Source organism: Anaplasma ovis str. Haibei, assembly GCF_002214625.1.
GTDB classification, from domain to species: Bacteria; Pseudomonadota; Alphaproteobacteria; order Rickettsiales; family Anaplasmataceae; genus Anaplasma; species Anaplasma ovis.
This window is the reverse complement of sequence record NZ_CP015994.1, coordinates 586,443-605,636: the sequence shown is the minus strand read 5'-3', so window position 1 is coordinate 605,636 and position 19,194 is coordinate 586,443. Positions and strand designations below refer to the sequence as shown.

Annotated in this window: 10 protein-coding genes and 1 pseudogene; 6 read left to right on the top strand and 5 right to left on the bottom strand. The window is 48.8% G+C overall.

Features of this window, described 5'->3' with window-relative positions:
• Positions 1-5: 5 nt before the first annotated feature.
• The 3 genes from AOV_RS02505 to AOV_RS02495 all read right to left on the bottom strand — a co-directional run bounded on the left by AOV_RS02505 (position 6) and on the right by AOV_RS02495 (position 4,588).
• Positions 6-3,062: a hypothetical protein gene (locus AOV_RS02505; RefSeq protein WP_075139487.1), complete on the bottom strand. Its 3,057-nt coding sequence runs from the start codon at positions 3,060-3,062 to the stop codon at positions 6-8.
• A 297-nt stretch (positions 3,063-3,359) separates the two neighbouring features.
• The gene (locus tag AOV_RS02500; RefSeq protein WP_075138999.1) at positions 3,360-4,094 is read right to left on the bottom strand and encodes a 16S rRNA (uracil(1498)-N(3))-methyltransferase; all 735 of its coding nucleotides are present in this window, start codon (positions 4,092-4,094) and stop codon (positions 3,360-3,362) included.
• 17 nt (positions 4,095-4,111) lie between these two features.
• On the bottom strand, positions 4,112-4,588 hold the full coding sequence (locus AOV_RS02495; protein WP_075138998.1) for a peroxiredoxin: 477 nt from the start codon (positions 4,586-4,588) through the stop codon (positions 4,112-4,114).
• 347 nt (positions 4,589-4,935) lie between these two features.
• On the opposite strand from AOV_RS02495, the gene ileS reads away from it, so the two are divergent.
• Positions 4,936-8,241 (top strand): isoleucine--tRNA ligase, encoded by a 3,306-nt coding sequence (gene ileS, locus AOV_RS02490; RefSeq protein WP_075138997.1) that lies wholly within the window; start codon positions 4,936-4,938, stop codon positions 8,239-8,241.
• A gap of 295 nt (positions 8,242-8,536) precedes the next feature.
• Positions 8,537-9,898, top strand: coding sequence for a hypothetical protein (locus AOV_RS02485; protein WP_075138996.1), 1,362 nt, complete (start codon positions 8,537-8,539; stop codon positions 9,896-9,898).
• Between the two features lie 237 nt (positions 9,899-10,135).
• Here the strand turns inward: AOV_RS02485 and AOV_RS02480 are convergent, their stop codons facing one another.
• Complete coding sequence (locus tag AOV_RS02480; protein WP_075139486.1) at positions 10,136-10,744, bottom strand: hypothetical protein; 609 nt, start codon at positions 10,742-10,744, stop codon at positions 10,136-10,138.
• A 76-nt stretch (positions 10,745-10,820) separates the two neighbouring features.
• Positions 10,821-11,537: a DNA repair protein RecO gene (gene recO, locus AOV_RS02475; RefSeq protein WP_075138995.1), complete on the bottom strand. Its 717-nt coding sequence runs from the start codon at positions 11,535-11,537 to the stop codon at positions 10,821-10,823.
• A gap of 232 nt (positions 11,538-11,769) precedes the next feature.
• Between recO and argS the strand changes: the two genes are divergently transcribed.
• The 4 genes and pseudogenes from argS to AOV_RS02455 form a co-directional block, all read left to right on the top strand.
• Positions 11,770-13,509 (top strand): arginine--tRNA ligase, encoded by a 1,740-nt coding sequence (gene argS / locus AOV_RS02470; RefSeq protein WP_117374430.1) that lies wholly within the window; start codon positions 11,770-11,772, stop codon positions 13,507-13,509.
• 310 nt (positions 13,510-13,819) lie between these two features.
• On the top strand, positions 13,820-15,352 hold the full coding sequence (locus AOV_RS02465) for a hypothetical protein (RefSeq protein ID WP_117374429.1): 1,533 nt from the start codon (positions 13,820-13,822) through the stop codon (positions 15,350-15,352).
• A gap of 302 nt (positions 15,353-15,654) precedes the next feature.
• The gene (locus tag AOV_RS02460) at positions 15,655-18,591 is read left to right on the top strand and encodes a hypothetical protein (RefSeq protein WP_233497227.1); all 2,937 of its coding nucleotides are present in this window, start codon (positions 15,655-15,657) and stop codon (positions 18,589-18,591) included.
• 62 nt (positions 18,592-18,653) lie between these two features.
• A pseudogene (locus AOV_RS02455) lies at positions 18,654-19,193 on the top strand (leucyl aminopeptidase); the annotation flags it as partial.
• Between the last annotated feature and the right edge of the window lies 1 nt (position 19,194).

Genomic DNA, 19,194 nt, shown 5'->3' with positions numbered 1-19,194 from the left:
ATCCTTTACTGGCCTCCTCCTCCGGCGCACAATCCCTGCGCCCCACCACCGTGTTGCTTATAGCTATTAACACGCATTTTGCTTGTTGTAGTGTATTCCGCGCCGCAATTTGTAGGTGTATTGCCATGTGCACCACCTCCCTTTTTCTGTCGAGGTGCCACTCCTCTTGCTGTAAAGTCCTCCTCGTCCGAGTCAGGTGCAAAATTTGGGCATATTTCGGTTTCCTCTTCTTCGTAGTATGACAAGTCATCATATGTGGTTGCACCAGCCCCGCTATGGCTCAAGATATCGTCATCACCGGGTTCGGAGTCCATTGTTTGTGGACGATTTCCTGCTGCACTGCGTTTCACATCCAAATGCGAATCTTGTGGCTCTTCATACGCTTTGTCTTCGCTCATTATGGGCTGCTCGTCGTCACGCTGTCGCCCAGCTCCTGCAGCAGCGCTGGAATTACCCTGAGGATATATTAATGTGCGATCATCCGCGCACATAAACCTAGTGAACTGCACTGGCACGATTTGAGAGAAAAACCAGTTGGCTGAGTCAAACGTGATCCCACTTTCTTTCTCCAAAGCGAACTTGTATGCATCGTCCGAGAACGGGAATTCCGGGCCGTTTACCAGCCGGTGCAGATTGCTTGCATACTTATCTACATACTTGTGCTGCAGTGTAGACAGGATGCCTGAGTGTGACTTTTTCCCGGGAATTTTCGAGACATCATGCACCTGTAACAGCGCGGTTACGTATTCTAGGCACGCTCTCCTTCTTTCGTCAATATACATGCCGCAACATTCATATATGGCAGTTATTACGCCATGCTCTGCGTGGTCTCTGCACAGAAGCTTCCATTGCTTTGAGGTACGGAATTTTGGATCTATAGCATTTCGGCCGTCGTCCGAACACATCAGGTCTACATAAGCGTCTAAGTACGAAAGCAGCAGATTCACCCTCCCGGCTCTGGCAAGGGTCTTCATAAGTACTATGTGTCCAGCCCTGGATGACCATTGTCCGCTCGCACTGCAACGTACATTACAATCATCCATACCCATGTACGGGCATTCAGTAAACGATATGCTTGTGGTACTCCCCTCCGGCCACGCAGTTCTGCTTGAGACAGTTCTGATAAGCTCAAGATCGCCGTCATCCCGCGTTGCACGCATACCAAACAGGATACACATGCCATGTGGGACTTCATCTTCCGAACCCAAAACGTGTGCTACATATTTATCTCTGGGTAAGGGGCGGCCTTCCATACACAGCTTCCCGTTCGCTATACCAAACCCAGATATGGATTCTTGTTCGCGAGCATCATTAAACAGATCCCTGTCACGTACGCTCACGCATAGGGTAAGCATGGGGGCACTGCGATGTCTGGCAATATCAAGCCCGCATCTGCCTTTTGCATAAGAGAATGCCAAACCCACCATAGATAGCACGAAAACCACCCCAATGATGATTCCCACGGCCATCATCACCTGTGCGCTGATGGCGCCCGAGAGATACAGTATAGCCGTAATACCCAATATAACTGCGGAGATGACAAATACTGCTACAGCTCTTATTAGAGCTTTCCTCACGCGAACATCGTCAAATTTGGGTGTGCTTTCAACATCAGCATCCCGGCCCTGGTATAGCAGCTCAGCGTTAGCACCCCCACGTCCCAGGTCTGAAATGGTGGGAGCGTACTGCCCAAATGCGGCACCCTGGCGCACGCGGTCAATGTGGCTGTCTATTTGAATCGGCAAGGTAAGCTGAAACCCACCACAACGCTCTAGTGCCGGAAGTAGGCTTTCAAAGAAGCTGTAAATACAGAACTTGGGAAAAAGTAGTGGCTGGCCACCGCACGACTGCACAAGGTCACAAACCCTTCTGTACCTGCTCTGCAGCCTAAGCAGTAAATCCTGCGCCTCTGAGCAGCGTATATCGTGCTTGTGATACACGCTGGCAAAACGCGCATCATTCATCAGCTCCTGTATAAGCTTCTTGTTGTACTTCTTGTCAGATGCCAGATGCGAAATGGCAAGCATACCCGCGGCCTCGTCGTACCGTGCTGGGTTGTCAGCAAGCATAGCCTGCAGCAAGCTGCGTATTCTTATGTCAGAGTTTTGCAAGCTTACGTAGCGCCCTTCCGAAGCATATATTGCAATACCACACGCGCACAGGAAATTTATGCTGGAACGCTGCCTGGTCGAACTATCACGGCGTACCTCATCTTTCACATTTTTAGGTAGCTCATTGATGGCGCGTAGCACCGCCGAGAGCAGCATCACTCTGTGCCTTGCTTGAGAACTCCACGTGGATGAAATAAATGCCTGGCCGCGGTGCAGACTAGACAGTATGCCGGTGGTGATTTCATCATGTAACAAGGCGCGCCCGTTTAATGTGGCGTGCAGAAAACGTGGGTCCAGTTCCCAAGCACTGTCACCATTGCTGTCATAACCGCCGGCATGGATGTGGCCCAATGCGCGCTCGAGATAATAGTCTAGGTAGCACTCGAAAACAGAGGTGAGCACACTATGCTCGTTATCATCGTGCTCGGAACCGCCTTTGAATAGGCTCCGCATGAGGCTGCCTATGCGCTTTTTGACATTTTTACCAGAACTGCTGACGCGTTGTTCCTCGCAGTCCTCCCCTTTATTGAGCACCATCCCGCTGTCTATGATATGCACAATAAAGGAAAACAGACTTTGTACGGATTCAGCGTTGCTCACAATGACGCTAACTCCGGCCTTGAGCCGCGCCTCTTCTATGTTTGCCCCAGTTAAGAGCACGCTGTCTGGCGTTAGCCGCGCCAGTGACTCACTCAGCTCACTATCCAGATCGGTATCAAGTATGAAAAACGGCTCTTCCGCGTTTTTGGGGTCACTGTCAGGAGGCGTAAATCGGACTCTGCATCCAGAAAACTCGTGGTTATGCCCTATTTTCAGTACCCCATTTTCCGTTAGGCTGATGACAGCAAGCAAATTACGCTGCAGCCCCGGATTGGCAGCGAGCACATCCCGCAGTTTACGCCTGCCTGTTTCGCTTGGACTACTACAAAAGCTGAGAAACAGTTCGGACACAATCTGACCTATCCAACAAGTGTAGCTAGAAGCTGTACGGTATATTGTAACATCTATGGCGGATTTTTGCCACCGTAGGTAGTGTATATACCCCTCCATTGCGAATATTTGTACTACACATGTTATTAGGCAATGCATGCCAAGTGTGTTTAACTACTCTCCAGCTTGTAATGCCGATATACTCGTTAGTTGTCTATAGGGCTGTGTTGGGAGTCCGCACAGTATGCTGTGTAGGTTATAGATGTGTAAGTAGCGCCGCTGGCTGCTGATGCACAACTCTGTGGGAACTGGTAGGGCTTATTCGTAGGCGTAACACTCATTAACATGTGCAAGGGCACACACCACTGCGGTATCAACCCTAAGTATCCTAGGGCCCAGGGATATTTTATTGCAGAAATCTTCACAGGAGCGTAACTCCTCGTTGGAGAACCCTCCCTCCGGCCCCACTATCACCCAAACGTCTCGGTTGTTGCGCAGAACCTCACGCGGCGGTTTGCCACCGCCAGTTTCATCACACAACACAAACTGCCTATCCGAGTTATGAAACTCGCACAGCGTGCGGAAATCCACCACAGGTGCGACCTCAGGCACATCCTGCCTGCCGCACTGCTCAGAGGCTTCAACAGCCCATAAGCGGCATTTTCTTGGATCAATATCGTGCACGGAGGAGTATTCGGTACGCATGGGCTGGAAAAGAGTTACACCCATTTCTGTAGCCTGTCTCACAACATTACGCATGGTGTCACCCTTTACTAGCGCAAAACACAAGACTAAGGTCCTGGTGCGGACGTGTTTTCTGAGGAGTTTTTCGGCTTCTACCTCGACAGTTTTCTTCGAGATGTACGCAATCCTACACAGCCACTCTCCGTGTGTTCCATCAAACAGCAATACAGCATCGCCGTGCCCCGCCCGCATGACATCCCGCACGTAGTGAGCCTGGGTAATGTTTAGCGTGACCATGCCACCAGCCCTAATGCCGTCTTCTTCGTGATACAGCCTGATTTTTATGGGTTTTTTCCTGGAATACACCACGGTTCTTCTTAATGTGCCTACACCGTCTCCAGGCGTTTTACTGCATCTAAAACGGCATCTACATGCCCGTCAACTTTCACTTTATGCCAGATTTTCCGTATCTTACCATGCTTATCTATGAGAAAGGTTGATCGTTCTATACCCATATAGGACTTGCTGAACATATGCTTTTCAACCCAGGTGCCGTATAGCTTGGAAAGGCTAGAGTCTTCGTCAGAAATTAGTTCGAACGGTAGCTGATATTTCTTCCTGAAGCCCGCGTGCGAGGACGCACCATCACCTGACACACCCACAATTATTGTGTCTAGGCGCGCAAACTCCGCATGAGCATCTCTGAAACCTTCTGCCTCTCTTGTACACCCTGGTGTATCATCTTTTGGGTAAAAGTACAGGACTATATTCTTCTTACCGATATACGAGGAGGAGGGTGCCACAGTGCCGTCTTCAAGCTTTATAGTAAATTCCGGGGCCGCTTCTCCTTCAATTATGTCCATAGAACCACCTCAGTCACGTTACAGGGCGAATGATACACCTACTCGTAGATATTGTACAAAACTAAAACAGGGCTATGACCGATTCTGATTCCAGAGTATTCAGCCTTTTAGGCCTCCCATTGGGGCAGTGTTGATTGGTAAATACGTACTCGATCTGTGTGCCGTTCGGCTAACTCATATCTCGCTCCGGCTCGCATGTTGCCTGGCTTGATTCAATCATTTGCGCTGCGACAATACTTTATGAAGATCTCCACTGCACTACGGCATTGTTGGGGCTGTGCATGGGGCTTCCCAACGCGCAAAGGAGTGTGTATATTTTGTGCTCGTTATTCGATGCTTAGGGTGATGTGAATTACTATCCGGAGGTTAAAGGCAATCCAGAGTTTTCTGTTATAGAAAAAGAGATACTGCAATACTGGAACGGCGAGAAGATTTTTGAGGAGTCTGTAAACACTCGCTCTAAGGACAAAAGCTTCGTATTTTACGACGGCCCACCGTTTGCAAATGGGCTGCCCCACTATGGGCACCTACTAACAGGGTTCATAAAAGATGCCGTTGCCAGATACAAGACCATGCGCGGATTTAGAGTGGAGCGGAAATTCGGGTGGGATTGCCACGGGCTGCCGGCAGAGATGCTAGCGGAGAAAGAGCTAGGTGTGTCAGGCAAGACCAACATAGAAAGCTTTGGTATCGGTAAGTTTAATGACTACTGCCGCAGCTCTATCATGAGGTTTACCCAGCAGTGGAGGGAGTATGTAGAGCGACAGGCAAGATGGGTAGACTTTGAAAACGGCTACAGAACCATGGACAAAAACTTCATGGAGTCTGTAATGTGGGCGTTCTATGAGCTTTGGCGTAAGGGGCTGGTTTATGAATCTGTGAGAGTAGTTCCGTACAGTTGGGCGTGCCAAACACCCTTGTCGAACTTCGAAACAAAAATGGATAATGCCTACAGGGACAAGGTTAGTAAATCAGTCACGGTCAGGTTCAAACTCTCTGAGAAGGCGGGTTTTGTTCCACAAGGGGTTGAATCTTGCAGCATCCTTGCGTGGACCACAACTCCCTGGACTTTGGTGTCAAATTTCGCCCTAGCCATAAATGCGAACATGGATTACGTTGGGGCAGTTGTCGGTGCGGAAATGCTGGTATTTTCCGCGGGTTATCTAGACCACTTCATGCGTTACTGTGAGAGGCGCAGTCTTGAGTGTGCTCAAGTCATACAAATACCGGCCAAGGAGCTGCTGACAGTAAAGTATGTTCCACCATTTCCATATTTTGCAGACAGTAAAAATGCGTTTATTGTATTGGATGCGGAGTTTGTGGCTGAGGGGTCCGGCACCGGGGTAGTGCATTTGGCTCCTGGTTTCGGTGAGGATGACTTCCTACTGTGCAAACAGCACGGAATTCCCGATTTGGGCGAGGAATCCCCTGGAATGCTCTCTGTAATATGCCCCGTGGATGACGCAGGAAGGTTCACATCGGTTGTTGACGATTTCGCTGGGCAGCACGTGTTTGACACAGTTGATGCTGTGATTCAACAATTGAAAGGCAAGGGATTATGGTTTGCAACGGAGCAGTGCACCCATAGCTACCCTCACTGCTGGCGCACGGATACCCCGCTAATATACAGAGCAATGTCATCGTGGTACGTGGAGGTAACTAAGCTAAAAGCACGTATGATTGCGCTTAACAAAGAGGTTAATTGGGTGCCAGAGCACGTGCAGAGTGGCCAATTCGGTAAGTGGCTTGATGGCGCGAAAGATTGGTCGGTATCCAGACACAGGTTCTGGGGGGCTCCGGTGCCGGTATGGCAATCTGATGACCCTAAATATCCTAGAACGGATGTATATGGCTCCATCAAGAAGGTACTGCCAGATGTTAAGGCGCTAGAGGAAGATTTCGGTCCGGTGGAGGATCTGCATCGCCCATACATTGACAGTTTAGTTCGCCCCAACCCGGATGACCCCACGGGTAAGTCTATGATGCGAAGAGTTCCAGATGTTCTAGACTGCTGGTTTGAATCTGGTTCCATGCCGTACGCGCAGATGCATTACCCGTTTGAGAACAAGGAGTTTTTTGACTCCCACTTTCCCGCAGACTTTATCACCGAGTATATTGCGCAAACCAGGGGTTGGTTTTATACGCTGTTTGTTCTATCCACCGGGTTGTTTGATAGGCACCCTTTCAATAATTGCATATGCCATGGTGTGGTGCTGGATATTAAAGGTCAGAAGCTCTCAAAGCGGCTAAACAACTATCCGGACCCCATGGAAATGTTTGAAAAGTACGGGGCTGACTCCGTACGGTTTACCATGCTCTCACACGCGGTATCAGTCGGTGGGGATTTGCTTCTTGACCAAGATGGTGACGTCGTTCGTGATACGTTGAAGAATGTGGTAAAACCCATATGGAACAGTTATAGCTTCTTTACCGTATACGCAAACTCAGACCAGATGCAAGGGCGCATTCTGGAGAGCTTGGAATGCATTACGAATATCATGGACCAATACATACTGTACGAGTGTGCGTGTATGGTGGTGAAGGTATCGGAGGCCATGGAATCCAGTTCAGTTGGGGTGAAGGACCCTTATAACATAAGGCTTGCGTGTGCCGCCATAGTGCAATTCTCTGATAAGCTAAACAACTGGTACATACGCGGGTGCCGGGGAAGGTTTTGGATGCGGGACAAGACTGCTGACAAAACTAACGCCTATGACACGTTATACACCGTGCTGTACTACCTGGTGCGGGTCATCGCGCCATTTCTTCCATTCGTTGCAGAGTCTATATGGCTAGGGTTGGGTTTTCAGCGTGAAAAGTCAGTTCACCTTGCAGATTTTCCCGATGCAAGCAATTTTGGCGCTGTCAGCCAATATAAAAAGAACGCGGAATACATGCAACTAGCTATGGATGTTTGTAGTCACGCACTTTCCCTTAGAAACGCACACAACATACGGGTAAGGCAGCCGCTACGGTGCATGGTTATATACCCGTATAACTGCGAAAGTCTGCTGAACATGCCCCAGGAGTATAGAGATATAATACTCAACGAGATTAACGTTAAAAGCCTGCAGATGTCAGGCACCATAAAGGATATGGCGTCCTTTGAGCTAAAACTAAACTTTGCGCTACTTGGCCAGAGAGTACCTGAGAAAGTTAAGCAGATAATTGCTCTTATGAAGGGTGGTGTATGGGAAGTTCAGAGCGACGGTAGCCTGCTACTCGGCGCTCCGAGCGGTGAGCAATGCATAATCCAAAAGGATGAGTTCTCTTTAAATCTTAAGGCGCACAGTGAGTATGCATGCCAGATAGTTTCTGGTGGCGTCCCAGTAGGAGTGCTACACATAGACCATGAACTCACCAGGGAGCTTCTACTCGAAGGGATCGCGCGGGACATCATGCGGCTTATACAGCAGGCCCGTAAAGATTGTGGTCTGGATATGCTCGATTATGCGGAGGTTATTATAAACACTGATGCAGCTGAGATAACAGAGGCAGTAAGCATTTGGTGTGACTTTATAAAGCAGCAGACCTTTTCTCATACGCTGGAACATAAGCCTGCGCAGGCTGTGGTGGAGAATTACAGCAAGTACACAAAAATTTCCGGTAAGGGCTTTGACGTATTCTTATGCAAGTCAGCCCTGTGCTCCTGAAGGTACTCCGCACAGTTATATGCTCAATTGGGCATGCTGAGGCTCACGTTTTGCACGGTCACCACAATACCAAACTTTATTAGTGTAAATCCCCTTCCACCCGCTGAATTTTGCGCTAGGAACATTATTCCCTGGACCTTTTCTGCGGAACGACATATATATCAACGGTGTACCAAGCTTGCTAAGTTTGGTATAGTTGTCGGTGTGGGTGGAAGTCGTCCCTGTACGGCTTGCTTTTTTGCTTGAGGTATTCTAGCGTTACCTGGTGGTGTAGTGCGGCCATAGCGGGGTGCGTATGCCATTAGGGGGCAAAGGACAGTTACTTAGGGCGTTTGCTGCGTTTGAGGATATCGCGCCGGATAGCCCCGCGCAGGATTTCTTTGGGTCAGAAGAAGGCAAGGCATACAGAGTACCGCTAGTAAAATTTGTGGCTTCGGCATTACAGGTGCAATATGGGGCAGATGCCCCATCAATGGCTGAAGAGCTAGTGGATTCCATACAGGCCTTTCGGGATATTGCGCTCCTGATCCGCTCGCCTGTAAAACTAGCAGAGCAAATACGGCGTACCAGCAGCACGTCTGGGGAGTGCAATAGCCAAGAGGAGAATGAAGATGGGCAGCTTGGGGAAGGTGCGCTCGCAGATATGTCGGGCACAATTGCCGAGGGATTCATGGATAGATGGTCCCAAGGAAAGAAGGCAGTATCTGAATTTTTGAACTTAAAGTCAGACTTTGAGAGGAAGCAAGAGCTAGCGTGCGAGGTTGACACGTTCATGACTGGGATAAAAACTCTCAGAGCTGAGTTAGCCAGAAGCGGTGACGTGTCAGAACGGAGGGCCGTGTACCTCGAAGATGTTGATACCTTACTGGAAATTCTTTTTTCTCAGTACGTTCCCAGGACTGGGGTCTTTTTTAATAGGACGACTCCGCATCAAGACATGCAATCGTATGTAGACAGCAGAAAAGACATAATAATCCCCGCAGTTAGGGAGCTGCTGTTCGTACATCGCCTCGATCGGGTGTATGATCAGAAAATGGCAAACCTGTTGGAAGGTGCAAGTAGCAAGACTTATCTGCGCTCGTACCTGCGCAGTACAATCGTGGCACGTGGATTTCAGGAGCGCCATCAGCCGGTGGAATTGCACAACTCCGGTACTAGTCAACAACTGCAGCAAAGGTCCGTAACAAATCCGCCTACAGCGGAACATGCTACTGTTCAATCTGAGATACAGCATCCTAACTTAAGACAGTCTGGTGTACAAACTGTATGCACCGTACCGCAGTATACTATAACCAGGTCTAGGGCCTTCAACGCACTTTGTATTCTACTATTTGTTAGCTTATTTGTGCTCTTGCTGCTAGTACCCTTACTGCACGAACACATCCCTGTGGGGGGCGCCAGAGATGTGATTACAATTCTTGCCGAAGCTCTGATTGCAATATCTATAATGGCGTTGGGATGCTGGCTCATCTTTTCTGGGCACTGCCATGAAGTACACTCGCCCATCTTGGGACCCGGATGGGTATATGAACCCGGCAATCAATGTAACGAGCGGAGTGCAGCTGAAAGGGCAGGGCGCTCTGAGCCTTCTACGTTGGCTCAGACCTTTGTGGAGTTACAAGCTGTGGCCGGTGCACAATCTCCTGTACGGGGTTGAGCGCATGTGTATCCACGTGATGTAGCGCTTGTATTTCGGCCGTCAGGGTATGTGCAATTTCTTGAGAGGTTAGGGTGAAAAAGCTACGACACCCATCCCTTCTGGATAGGCATGTGTGTTGTAGTAATACGGGTCAATCTTCAAAGCCTGCCCGCCATCGGAAGTGTGTATCTCGGCATCGCTACTGCAATAATGTATCGCCCCTTTGTACTGATATGGTCGGATAGGCCACAAGGGCTACATTCCCCGACCTTCAGAGTGTTCAGGACGCACATCTGGAGATGCGGAAGGAGATAGGTCATGATACATATCCACACCCATTGCGTGCGAAACGCCATCCATGCCGTGGGAGGCGTGCGATATTGCTTCATCTGCGTAGGGATATTCATTAAAGCGCCAGGGGTCAAAAAGACTCGGATCATCCCTTGCGTCTAGATGATGCCCCTCGTCGCCGTCTCCAGAGGCGATTTCTCCTTCGCCGCCTCCTCCCGACACATCTCCCCCCTCATCTCCTCCGGCGTCCCCATTAGATATGCTATCGAAGAGTATTGGGAATCCAAAAAATACTGAAGTGCCCCTTGTAGGACTAAAAATACTAACTTGCGGAGTGATGTTTGCTCCCAGAGAGACCACGGCCCTGTCTACATTACCTAAAAGGCTTGCCACTACATCGCTCTTCAACGCTTGGGTTGGAGTGGCCATGACTGCGCATGCTATTGCCAAAGCAGACTTGTCATCTTCTGACTCGCCACCGCCGGACATATCTCGAGTTGCATTGAGCAAAGACTGCACTGCCGCCAAGTTCGGTCCCATGTTCTGCTCTTGAGCAGTTTGTGCTGCGGCCATAACAACCCCCTGGTTGGTACTTGAACTACTTGCTTTTATCATTTAATAGTGAATATTCTTTAAAAATGCAAGAATTCTACTCCAGTAGCTCAGTTAGTATCTTTCTGGACTCCTTAAACGTGTGGTTCTCTTGTAGGAGGTGTCTGCGCAAGAAAAAACCTAAAATTTTTAGGCTTAGTGCAAATTCACTTGCTGAGCAACACTCGGTCTCTAACCCACATGATATGCTGCGCAGGACTTTTGGCAGGGGTAAAAGCCTGTCACGGTATGCATGCCCGACAACTGCAGACAATGCTCTGCCAGTTTTTGGGGAGATGAATAGCAAGTTGTCTGTGGTGTTGCTTATGGCACACCTTGACAGATCTAATGCGAACCCCAGCTGAGATAGCACTGACAGTTCTAATCTCAGATAATGGTTATACCATGGCGCTTCGGCCTCAGCCGCGGCGGCAAAATCTTGGAATGAGTCATATAATATTGGGTGTGGTTCATTTTCTGGAAGCGCAACACTCATGATGTGGGTAACTGATGATAGGCACATGAGCTTAACCCTGTCGCGGAAATAGTTGTAAAAGGTAGAAGTAATCACCTCATAGGTAAAATGCCCTAAATTGCTTGGAAGTTTTGCCCGCCAGGTTGCATCAACAAGATCCCCTATCTGCGGAGGACGCCTTCTTATGAACCTCGTTAGCCCTCTACGCAACCCTCTGTTACGCGTGAGTATGGAAAGTAGTAAGTGCTCGTCCCCGTACGGGCGTGCCCCTATCACCACTCCCCTTTCTCTCCACTGCATATACGAATGTAACCATTAGGGTGAGACAGCATAGCACTATAGCACATTTGGTATCAAGTACATCAGAAACTTCTCCGCTGTTGGAACGGCATACGCCGGTTGCGTGCTGATGCTTGGCTTTGCAGCTGAGAATGTGTTTTCGGAGTTGGTGAGAATAGCTTGTGTTGCCATATAAGACTTTTATGTACTGGAGATTGCTTATATACTGAAGCCATAGAATGCAGGGTTATCCATGGTTTCGGCTGGTAGTGCAATTAATTTGTTTGGCAACTTTAGGCGTGTAGTAATCCAGAAGATTGGTGAGCTTTGGGGTGCTGAGGTTGCGGATTCTTCATTACAAAAGCTCATAGTTGCTCCCCCCACTGAGGATAGACATGGCGACGTGTATACCAATGCTGCGCTGGTTGTTGGTAAGCTCAAGAAAAAGAACCCGATGGAAATTGCGGAACATCTGCGACAAGCCCTTGAGGGAGTGGAGGGGGTAGAGAGTGTGGATGTAGTACCTCCTGGGTTTGTGAACTTAAAATGCAAAAGCGAAGTTTGGTACTCAGCCATCAGAGACATAAACAATGCGGGTAAAGACTATGGAGCAATAAATCTAGGCCGTGGGCAAAAGGTGAATGTAGAGTTCGTCTCAGCAAACCCCACAGGTCCACTACACATAGGGCATGCGCGCGGCGCAGTTTTTGGAGATGTGCTGTCAAATTTACTGGCATGGGTTGGCTATGATGTTACCAGGGAGTATTATGTAAATGACGCCGGCGGGCAGATCAATACGCTGGTTGAGTCAGTATATTTGAGATACAAAGAAGCATTAGGAGAGAAGGTCACGATAGGGGAGGGTCTTTATCCTGGAGAGTACCTAAAACCTATAGCCGAAGCCCTAGTTAAAAGGCACGGAGATAAGCTGCTTTCGTCTGAAGACAGGGCGTCGGTTATCCGAGAATTTGCACTGAAGAGCATCCTAGATCTGATACGGGAGGATATGGCGCTTTTGGGTGTGAAACACGACGTGTTCACGTATGAAGCGGATTTGCAGCGTAACCGCACCATTGAAAAGTGCGTAGAATTTTTACAACGAAAGGGGATGCTCTACTACGGAACACTTGAGCGCCCTAGAGGTGTAGAGGAAGACGTGGCTTGGCAAGCCAGGGAGCAGCTACTATTCAGGTCTACTGATTTTGGTGACGATTCCGACAGGGCGCTGCAGAAAGAAGACGGGTCTTGGACCTATTTTGCTGGGGATATCGCCTACCATTTCGATAAAATCTCCAGGGGTTTTAATGACATGATCTTAGGTTTAGGCTTTGATCACAAAGGCTACGTATCAAGGCTCACAGCCGCGGTGCACGCACTGAGTGATGGCAAGGCTACAATAGACGTTAAGCTCCATAATATGGTCAACTTCTTAGAAAATGGGGTGCCGGTTAAAATGTCAAAACGGCGCGGTGAGTTTTTGACTGCGAGAGATGTGGTAGAAGAGGTCGGCAAGGATATTGCCAGATTTATTATGATGACCAGAAAGAATGATGTGGTGCTTGACTTTGACTTCGCAAAGGCGAAAGAGCAGTCAAAGGATAGTCAAATTTTCTACATTCAATATGCTCATGCAAGGGCATGCTCCTTGATACGCAATGCACCCGACCTTTTACCCATTGAGGATGTGGATTTTTCGCGAGTGTCTTCCGCTCCAGAAATTGCGCTCATAAAGCTTCTGGTTAGATGGCCGAGCGTAGTAGAATCTTCTGCTGTAAGCCATGAACCGCACAGGATAGCGTTCTATTTATTGGAAGTTGCCGAAGCGTTCCACGTGCTCTGGGGGCACGGAAGCCGTAGTGTTGATATGCGATTTATTGTTGAAGGAGACGTTGCCACAACTTCGGCCAGGATCTACCTTGTCAAGGTTGTCGCGCTGGTGATTTCTTTAGGCCTCTCCATATTTTCCATAACTCCTATGGAGGAGATGCGTTAGCGCAAACGGCCTTAAGCATATACCAGTGCTCCTGTCTTTCAGTCCTTTTATAACTGCGTTGGCAATGCCTTCAGCACCAATAATTGCTTTTACCCCAGCAATGCAAACTTCTATTGTCCTCTACTCCCCTTCGCCATCCTTTACTTTCAGTGCAGCCTCTTGCTCATCCTATTAATCGGGAAAAAGCACCGTCGCGCAACAGTCAAGAGCAAGATAGGGGAGTGCCTACTTCTGTACCCCAGCACTGTGTGCAGCAATCCCATATGCAGTAGCAAACAGAGCTCATGCGATATCTGGGGTACTCCTGAATGTGAGTGCTCTAGAGGTGAGATTGCTCCAGATTGGGAACCTGAACAGAGTACTTCTAAGCCACCAAAACAGGAAAAGTGTCAGGGTACCACTGAACATAGGTAATGCAAGCTCCCTTTACTTTCAGTGCTCAGCGCTATCATTCATCCCAATATGCACTAATAGCATTCTCCATATAGTATCTGGGGTACTCCTGAACATAGGCAAGCTACTATGTGCAGTAGCAGTAATATGGGCGGTTGCTCTGGCTGGTGGTGGTCTAGCTATTGCTGTGGCTGGTGCTATATCAGCAGTAGCTGCAGTAGCATATTTAGCAGTAACTGGAGTATCTATAAGGGATTTATATAGATCTTGGAAGCAAGTTATACAAGTAAAGGAAGAAGGATTAGTCACTGTACAATCATTACAACCTGTTCTTACTCCTATAACTCCTATAGCTGGAAAAATAAATTATGGGAAAATTGCTAGTGCTGCTGAGGGTACAGCTGGTAAGATTGCCGATGCTGGTGTCAAGGTTGCTAAGGATAGTGTCAGGGTCGCTAAGGATAGTGCCAAGGCTGGTGTCAAGGTTGCTGGTGTTCTCAGTGGTCAGGGTGGTGAGATTCTGGGACTGGTAACAGGTGCTGCTGGTGGTCTTGTCCTGGGTTCTGTGGCTGGGAATGTCGCTCAGGCTGCCGCTCAGACTCTAGAGGCTCAGGCTGCTGCTGCTGAGGCTGCTAGGGCTCTGGCTGCTCAGCTTGCTACTCAGGCCGCTGCGCTAGAGGCTTTTAAGGCCGCTGCTAGGGAGGCTGCTGCTAAGGGTGGTCAGGTTGCAACGGGTAGTGTCAGGGTTACTGTAAAGCTTCCTAAGGGTAGTGTTGGTGGTGGGTTGGCCGGGTCGATTGTTCAGGCTCTAGGTGCTGATTGGGTGGCTAGTGTGGCTGGGACTCTAGGTCCTCAAGGTGCTGAGATCGTGGGACTGCTAACAGGTGCTGTTGTGGGGGCTAGTGTTGCTCTGGCTGCTGGTGCTCTGGTTGCTGTCGGTGCTCTACTCTTTGCTGGGACCGTTGCTGTGATTACTTGTGCCTGTTGTTGCTGTAGAAGTACTGTTGAGATTGGGCCCAGTAAGGTCGTAGCTCAGGTTGCTACCAATTCTGGTGTTGCCAAGGTCATGGTTGAGATGGATCCCAGTGCCATAAAGGATGCTGTCAAGACTGCTAAGATTCCTGTGATATCCATGAAGGAGATTGTTGTAGCAGGGAGTAAGAAGGATAATACAGAATATGATGTCATAGAAAACTATAAACCACAGCAGGTTAGTAAAATAAAGTGGCTTAATGCTCCACCTGTTGGTGGCCCAACTATGAAACTAGTCATGGCTGTGGCTTTTGCAGTGATTGCTGTGACTACTGTAAGTACTGCTGCTCCTCCTGTAATTGCTATAGCTGTAGTCTCTTGTGCGTTCTATGCCAGTGCTGCAGGGGCTGCCTATGTGTGTAGACGTAAAGCTGTGGTGGTGGAGCCATATTTTAAGTTGTTAAGAATTTTTCCCTAAAATGTTAAGAATATCTGCGCTGATGTTAGTATAATTCTTTAACATAGGTTAAATAATGTGCATATTATTTTAAGAAATGTTAAGATTAATAAGTAAATTGCTAAACTTCTTAAAATAGTATGTATCGTGGAAAACCGCTAAAAAGTGATGTTATTGAGCCTCCTAAGAGTCGATCACCGCAAGGTAACAATGGTGTACATGCACACAACATGGCGCGTCGATGCTTTTCAAATGATGATATTGGAGGTGCATCAAGGAACCGAGCGCAGTCACCACGGGGTACGGCGGCGCGTAGCGCGTCTGTGAATTCTGCAAAACGGTCTGTAGCATCTACTAATGGTATTTCGGCTAATAGCGCTGGAAGTACTGGAATACGCGGTATGAGGTTATGTGAGATTCGTAGTGCTAGGATGGAGGCTAAAATTGCAAAACCTGTTGTAAGATCAGGTAAACCTTCCAAAGTTTCTACGCCAACCCCAGGGCAAGCTTCAAAGCAGAATGGTCAACTTTTGAGGGTGTCATCAGCCAAACCGGCAGAGCAGGGTGGTGAACGTGCCCCAGATGTTTTGGGGAGCCCTGAGCCTACTCAGGCGAATGGTAAAGTTTCTACGCCAGCTCCAGAGCAAGCTTCAAAGCAGAATGGTCAACTTTCCAGGGTGCCAGCATCCCCAGCAGAGCAGGGTGGTGAGCGCGCCCTGGATGTTTTGGGGAGCCTTGAGCCTACTCAGGCGAATGGTAAAGTTTCTACGCCAGCTCCAGAGCAAGCTTCAAAGCAGAATGGTCAACTTTCCAGGGTGCCAGATGCTGAATCTGGTGAGCAAAATGCAGCACTGGATACTTCTGCGAGGAATGTTCAAAGTGGAAGCGGCGGTGACTCGAATCCCCCACCAGAAGGTTCTGCCTCACCAGAAGCGCGCGTGACCCTTGATGGCAGCTACTGTAATAAACTACTGGAAACCGAGCCGTTTGGTAATCCCTACAAACTTGCGGCGGTACTGGCTGATAACATACAAGAGTGCTCAAGAGTAGACGTTAGCCCCAGTACCGTCTACTCATTGTTTTGTAACCCCTTACTTTCGGAGCTAATAGGTGACAGTTACATACCCGGTGTTCTGAGGCCGAAGGTGACCCGCACGGTATGCAAGTTTGCGCGCTCTGTAGACTTCCAGCGGGGGCGGGTGGTAGTTGATGAGGTTCGCAGCGTTAGGTTGATAACCGTCAACCGCTATGCCGCAGGTGCCATATCTGTAGGCAGTTACACATATGGTATAGATGTAGCGTCGAGAATGCAGCTTAACGCCCAAGTATTTCAGGATTTACTATCCACACGCTACACTCCCGTCAGTCCAGAGAGTATAGCCTCCAAGAATGTAGCGAATACGGTTTTGAGATTTATATTTTCGTATTTAGTGCATCTCGAATCGCTCAGACGTTCTACTCCGCAGGAAGAAGAGGAAGCGGACGCTACTGTGCTCTCGATACTAGAGTATCTGGATGACGAGCATACTAACATTCATAACATATTACATACGGAAGATTATCAAGGCTTCTACCAATACATGAAGCACCTCGTTGCCAGAGATGCGGGCAGGGCGAACTCCCTACTACTGAGTGCAGGACACAAGGCAGCGGGGTACATGGCCGAGCATTATAACGCATTGCTGAGCAACATTATAGCGTATCAGTGCGTGAAAGCTGGCTGCCCCAGTGGCCCAGAAACCCGAGACATGCTTGAAAAGATCGGCAGGAATACACTCCAACACCTTATGCCGCTGTTATGCTTTTCTACTGCACTTACAAGTGTGGCAGCCCAACTGTACAATGCCACCAACAAGGAAGACTTGGTCCATGCCATGAGCGCGGATAGTGCCCGGTTTATTATGGAGAGCCACAGCTTTAGGAGTACGCTAGTTGGAGACGTAGCAGCAACTTTAAGAAAGGTCATGCCCCCGCTGGAAGTTCATACACGCTATAATCAGGAAAATCTGGAGAAAATTGCCGCTGCTATATTCATATTTTATCCTGGCTGTAACTTTGACGGATCGGATATAGTACTGGGTAGAGACGGGCTAAAATTATTGAATGTAGGGGAGGGCAAGATACGCACCTCTCATGACTTTTTTAATGAGGAAGAAGTCTCGCGTATAGTCCAGCGGCCAGACATACTCCTCTCAGAGCTACAGATGCTCTTTTGGGGCTTCAGACTGTCGGCTGGCCCGTTGAAATGGAAGGAGTTTTTACTGGAACTCAACGAACTCTGTGAAACTATGATCACCAGCCAGTTTGCGGAGGCTGCACAATCCCGTATATTAAGGGAGCTTACAGGCATTAACCACTTAAGGCAGCTTGATGATCGCATAGGACAGGTGGTATATGAGTCTTTTTTGCCGAGAGTGCTATGCATACGAGACTTTTTGCGTAACGCACAACTTACAGAATCTGCTGCGAACCTCATAGGCTTTTTGCCTGGTCCCAGCGCTACATCCGGAGAGTTAAGTAGGCTTTTACTCAGGATTTGTGGCCTACCCGACTATAACAGCAACCTGAGTTATACCACTCTGAGTAGCCTGAGTAACCTCTACAACACCACCAGCCTTACTCCCTACTTCATTGGCGATCAGGAGTCTGGCACACCCCAATCACTTAGGGGCTGTGAGCAACCACTAAAGGCGGCAATTGACGAGTATGCGGGACGCACCCTGAGCAGATTTCAGTTTGATGATAGAGAAAGTGTAGTGGAGCGCAACCTTGAGGACGAGTTTAGTAGAGATCCAACCCTGCACTACAGGCCAAAGCAGCTTTCGGAACGGCAAAGATGCGCCATTGTAAAAACCGCATCGCGGAGATCAATCGCCCAACGTATAAAGCGCGTCATGGAAGCCAACATGTTTATTATGGCCTTCTGTTTTGCATCAATATGTTCAGGAGTATTTCTTGTCCGATACACACCACCCTATGTATTTATACCCTATGTAGCGCTGGTGGGAGGACTTTTAGGTTTTTGGGTAGGGTGGTTTAGCCTCCACAAGAGTGCAGGGGTAGAACATTGCTTGAGCAACTTGCCTATGGGTGTTACCAAACTGACCTTAGCAATACCTCAGCCTGAGCAGCCGCCTACTACTCAGGACGTAGCCCCTGAGGTATCCCAACCCCAGTCCTTATCTTCGCTGGCAACAGTTTCGGCAATCTCCACCCTACAACAGTCACGTAATGTGGTTATATCTCCCATGGGCACCTGATACAATATAATGTGAGTCAGGACCACCCAGGACTTAGAAGATAGAAGCTTGGGTAATAATTTGGAAATGCCCAGCGTCCTGGTGACATTGTCACTTCCATGTCTGGACAGACCATAGAGGTTTTAAATACAGACGCGGAGGGCAGGCTAGTCTTGGCCGATGCTCTGTGGTACACGCAGAAGGTGTTCTCTCCGAAGTTCATTGTTGACCTAGCGACTTTGACTGGAGCAATAACCGTTGCGTTGGGGGAGAACCAGTATGCAGGACTCTTTTCCAACAATGATTCCCTGGCTGAGCAGCTTACAAAAGCTGGTGAGGAAGTTAATGAGAAGCTTTGGCGCATGCCCATGGGAGATGCTTACGACAAGATGATAGATTCCCCAGCAGCGGATGTGCAAAATATTTCCACCAAGGGACGTGGGGCTGACAGCATAACTGCCGCGCAGTTCTTGCAGCGCTTTGTAAATGAGGTACCTTGGGCACATTTGGACATTGCCGGTGTTGCTTGGGATGACGATGGGTCTGCTGTGTGCGCTAAAGGGGCAACTGGGTTTGGTGTGATGCTGCTCAATAGGTTTGTATCAAAGTATCACGAAAAGTGAG

Coding starts and splice junctions, on each gene's coding strand:
- AOV_RS02495 (WP_075138998.1), bottom strand. CDS start 4,588: ATGGACATAATTGAAGGAGAAGCGGCCCCGGAATTTACTATAAAGCTT.
- AOV_RS02485 (WP_075138996.1), top strand. CDS start 8,537: ATGCCATTAGGGGGCAAAGGACAGTTACTTAGGGCGTTTGCTGCGTTT.
- AOV_RS02480 (WP_075139486.1), bottom strand. CDS start 10,744: ATGGCCGCAGCACAAACTGCTCAAGAGCAGAACATGGGACCGAACTTG.
- recO (WP_075138995.1), bottom strand. CDS start 11,537: ATGCAGTGGAGAGAAAGGGGAGTGGTGATAGGGGCACGCCCGTACGGG.
- argS (WP_117374430.1), top strand. CDS start 11,770: ATGGTTTCGGCTGGTAGTGCAATTAATTTGTTTGGCAACTTTAGGCGT.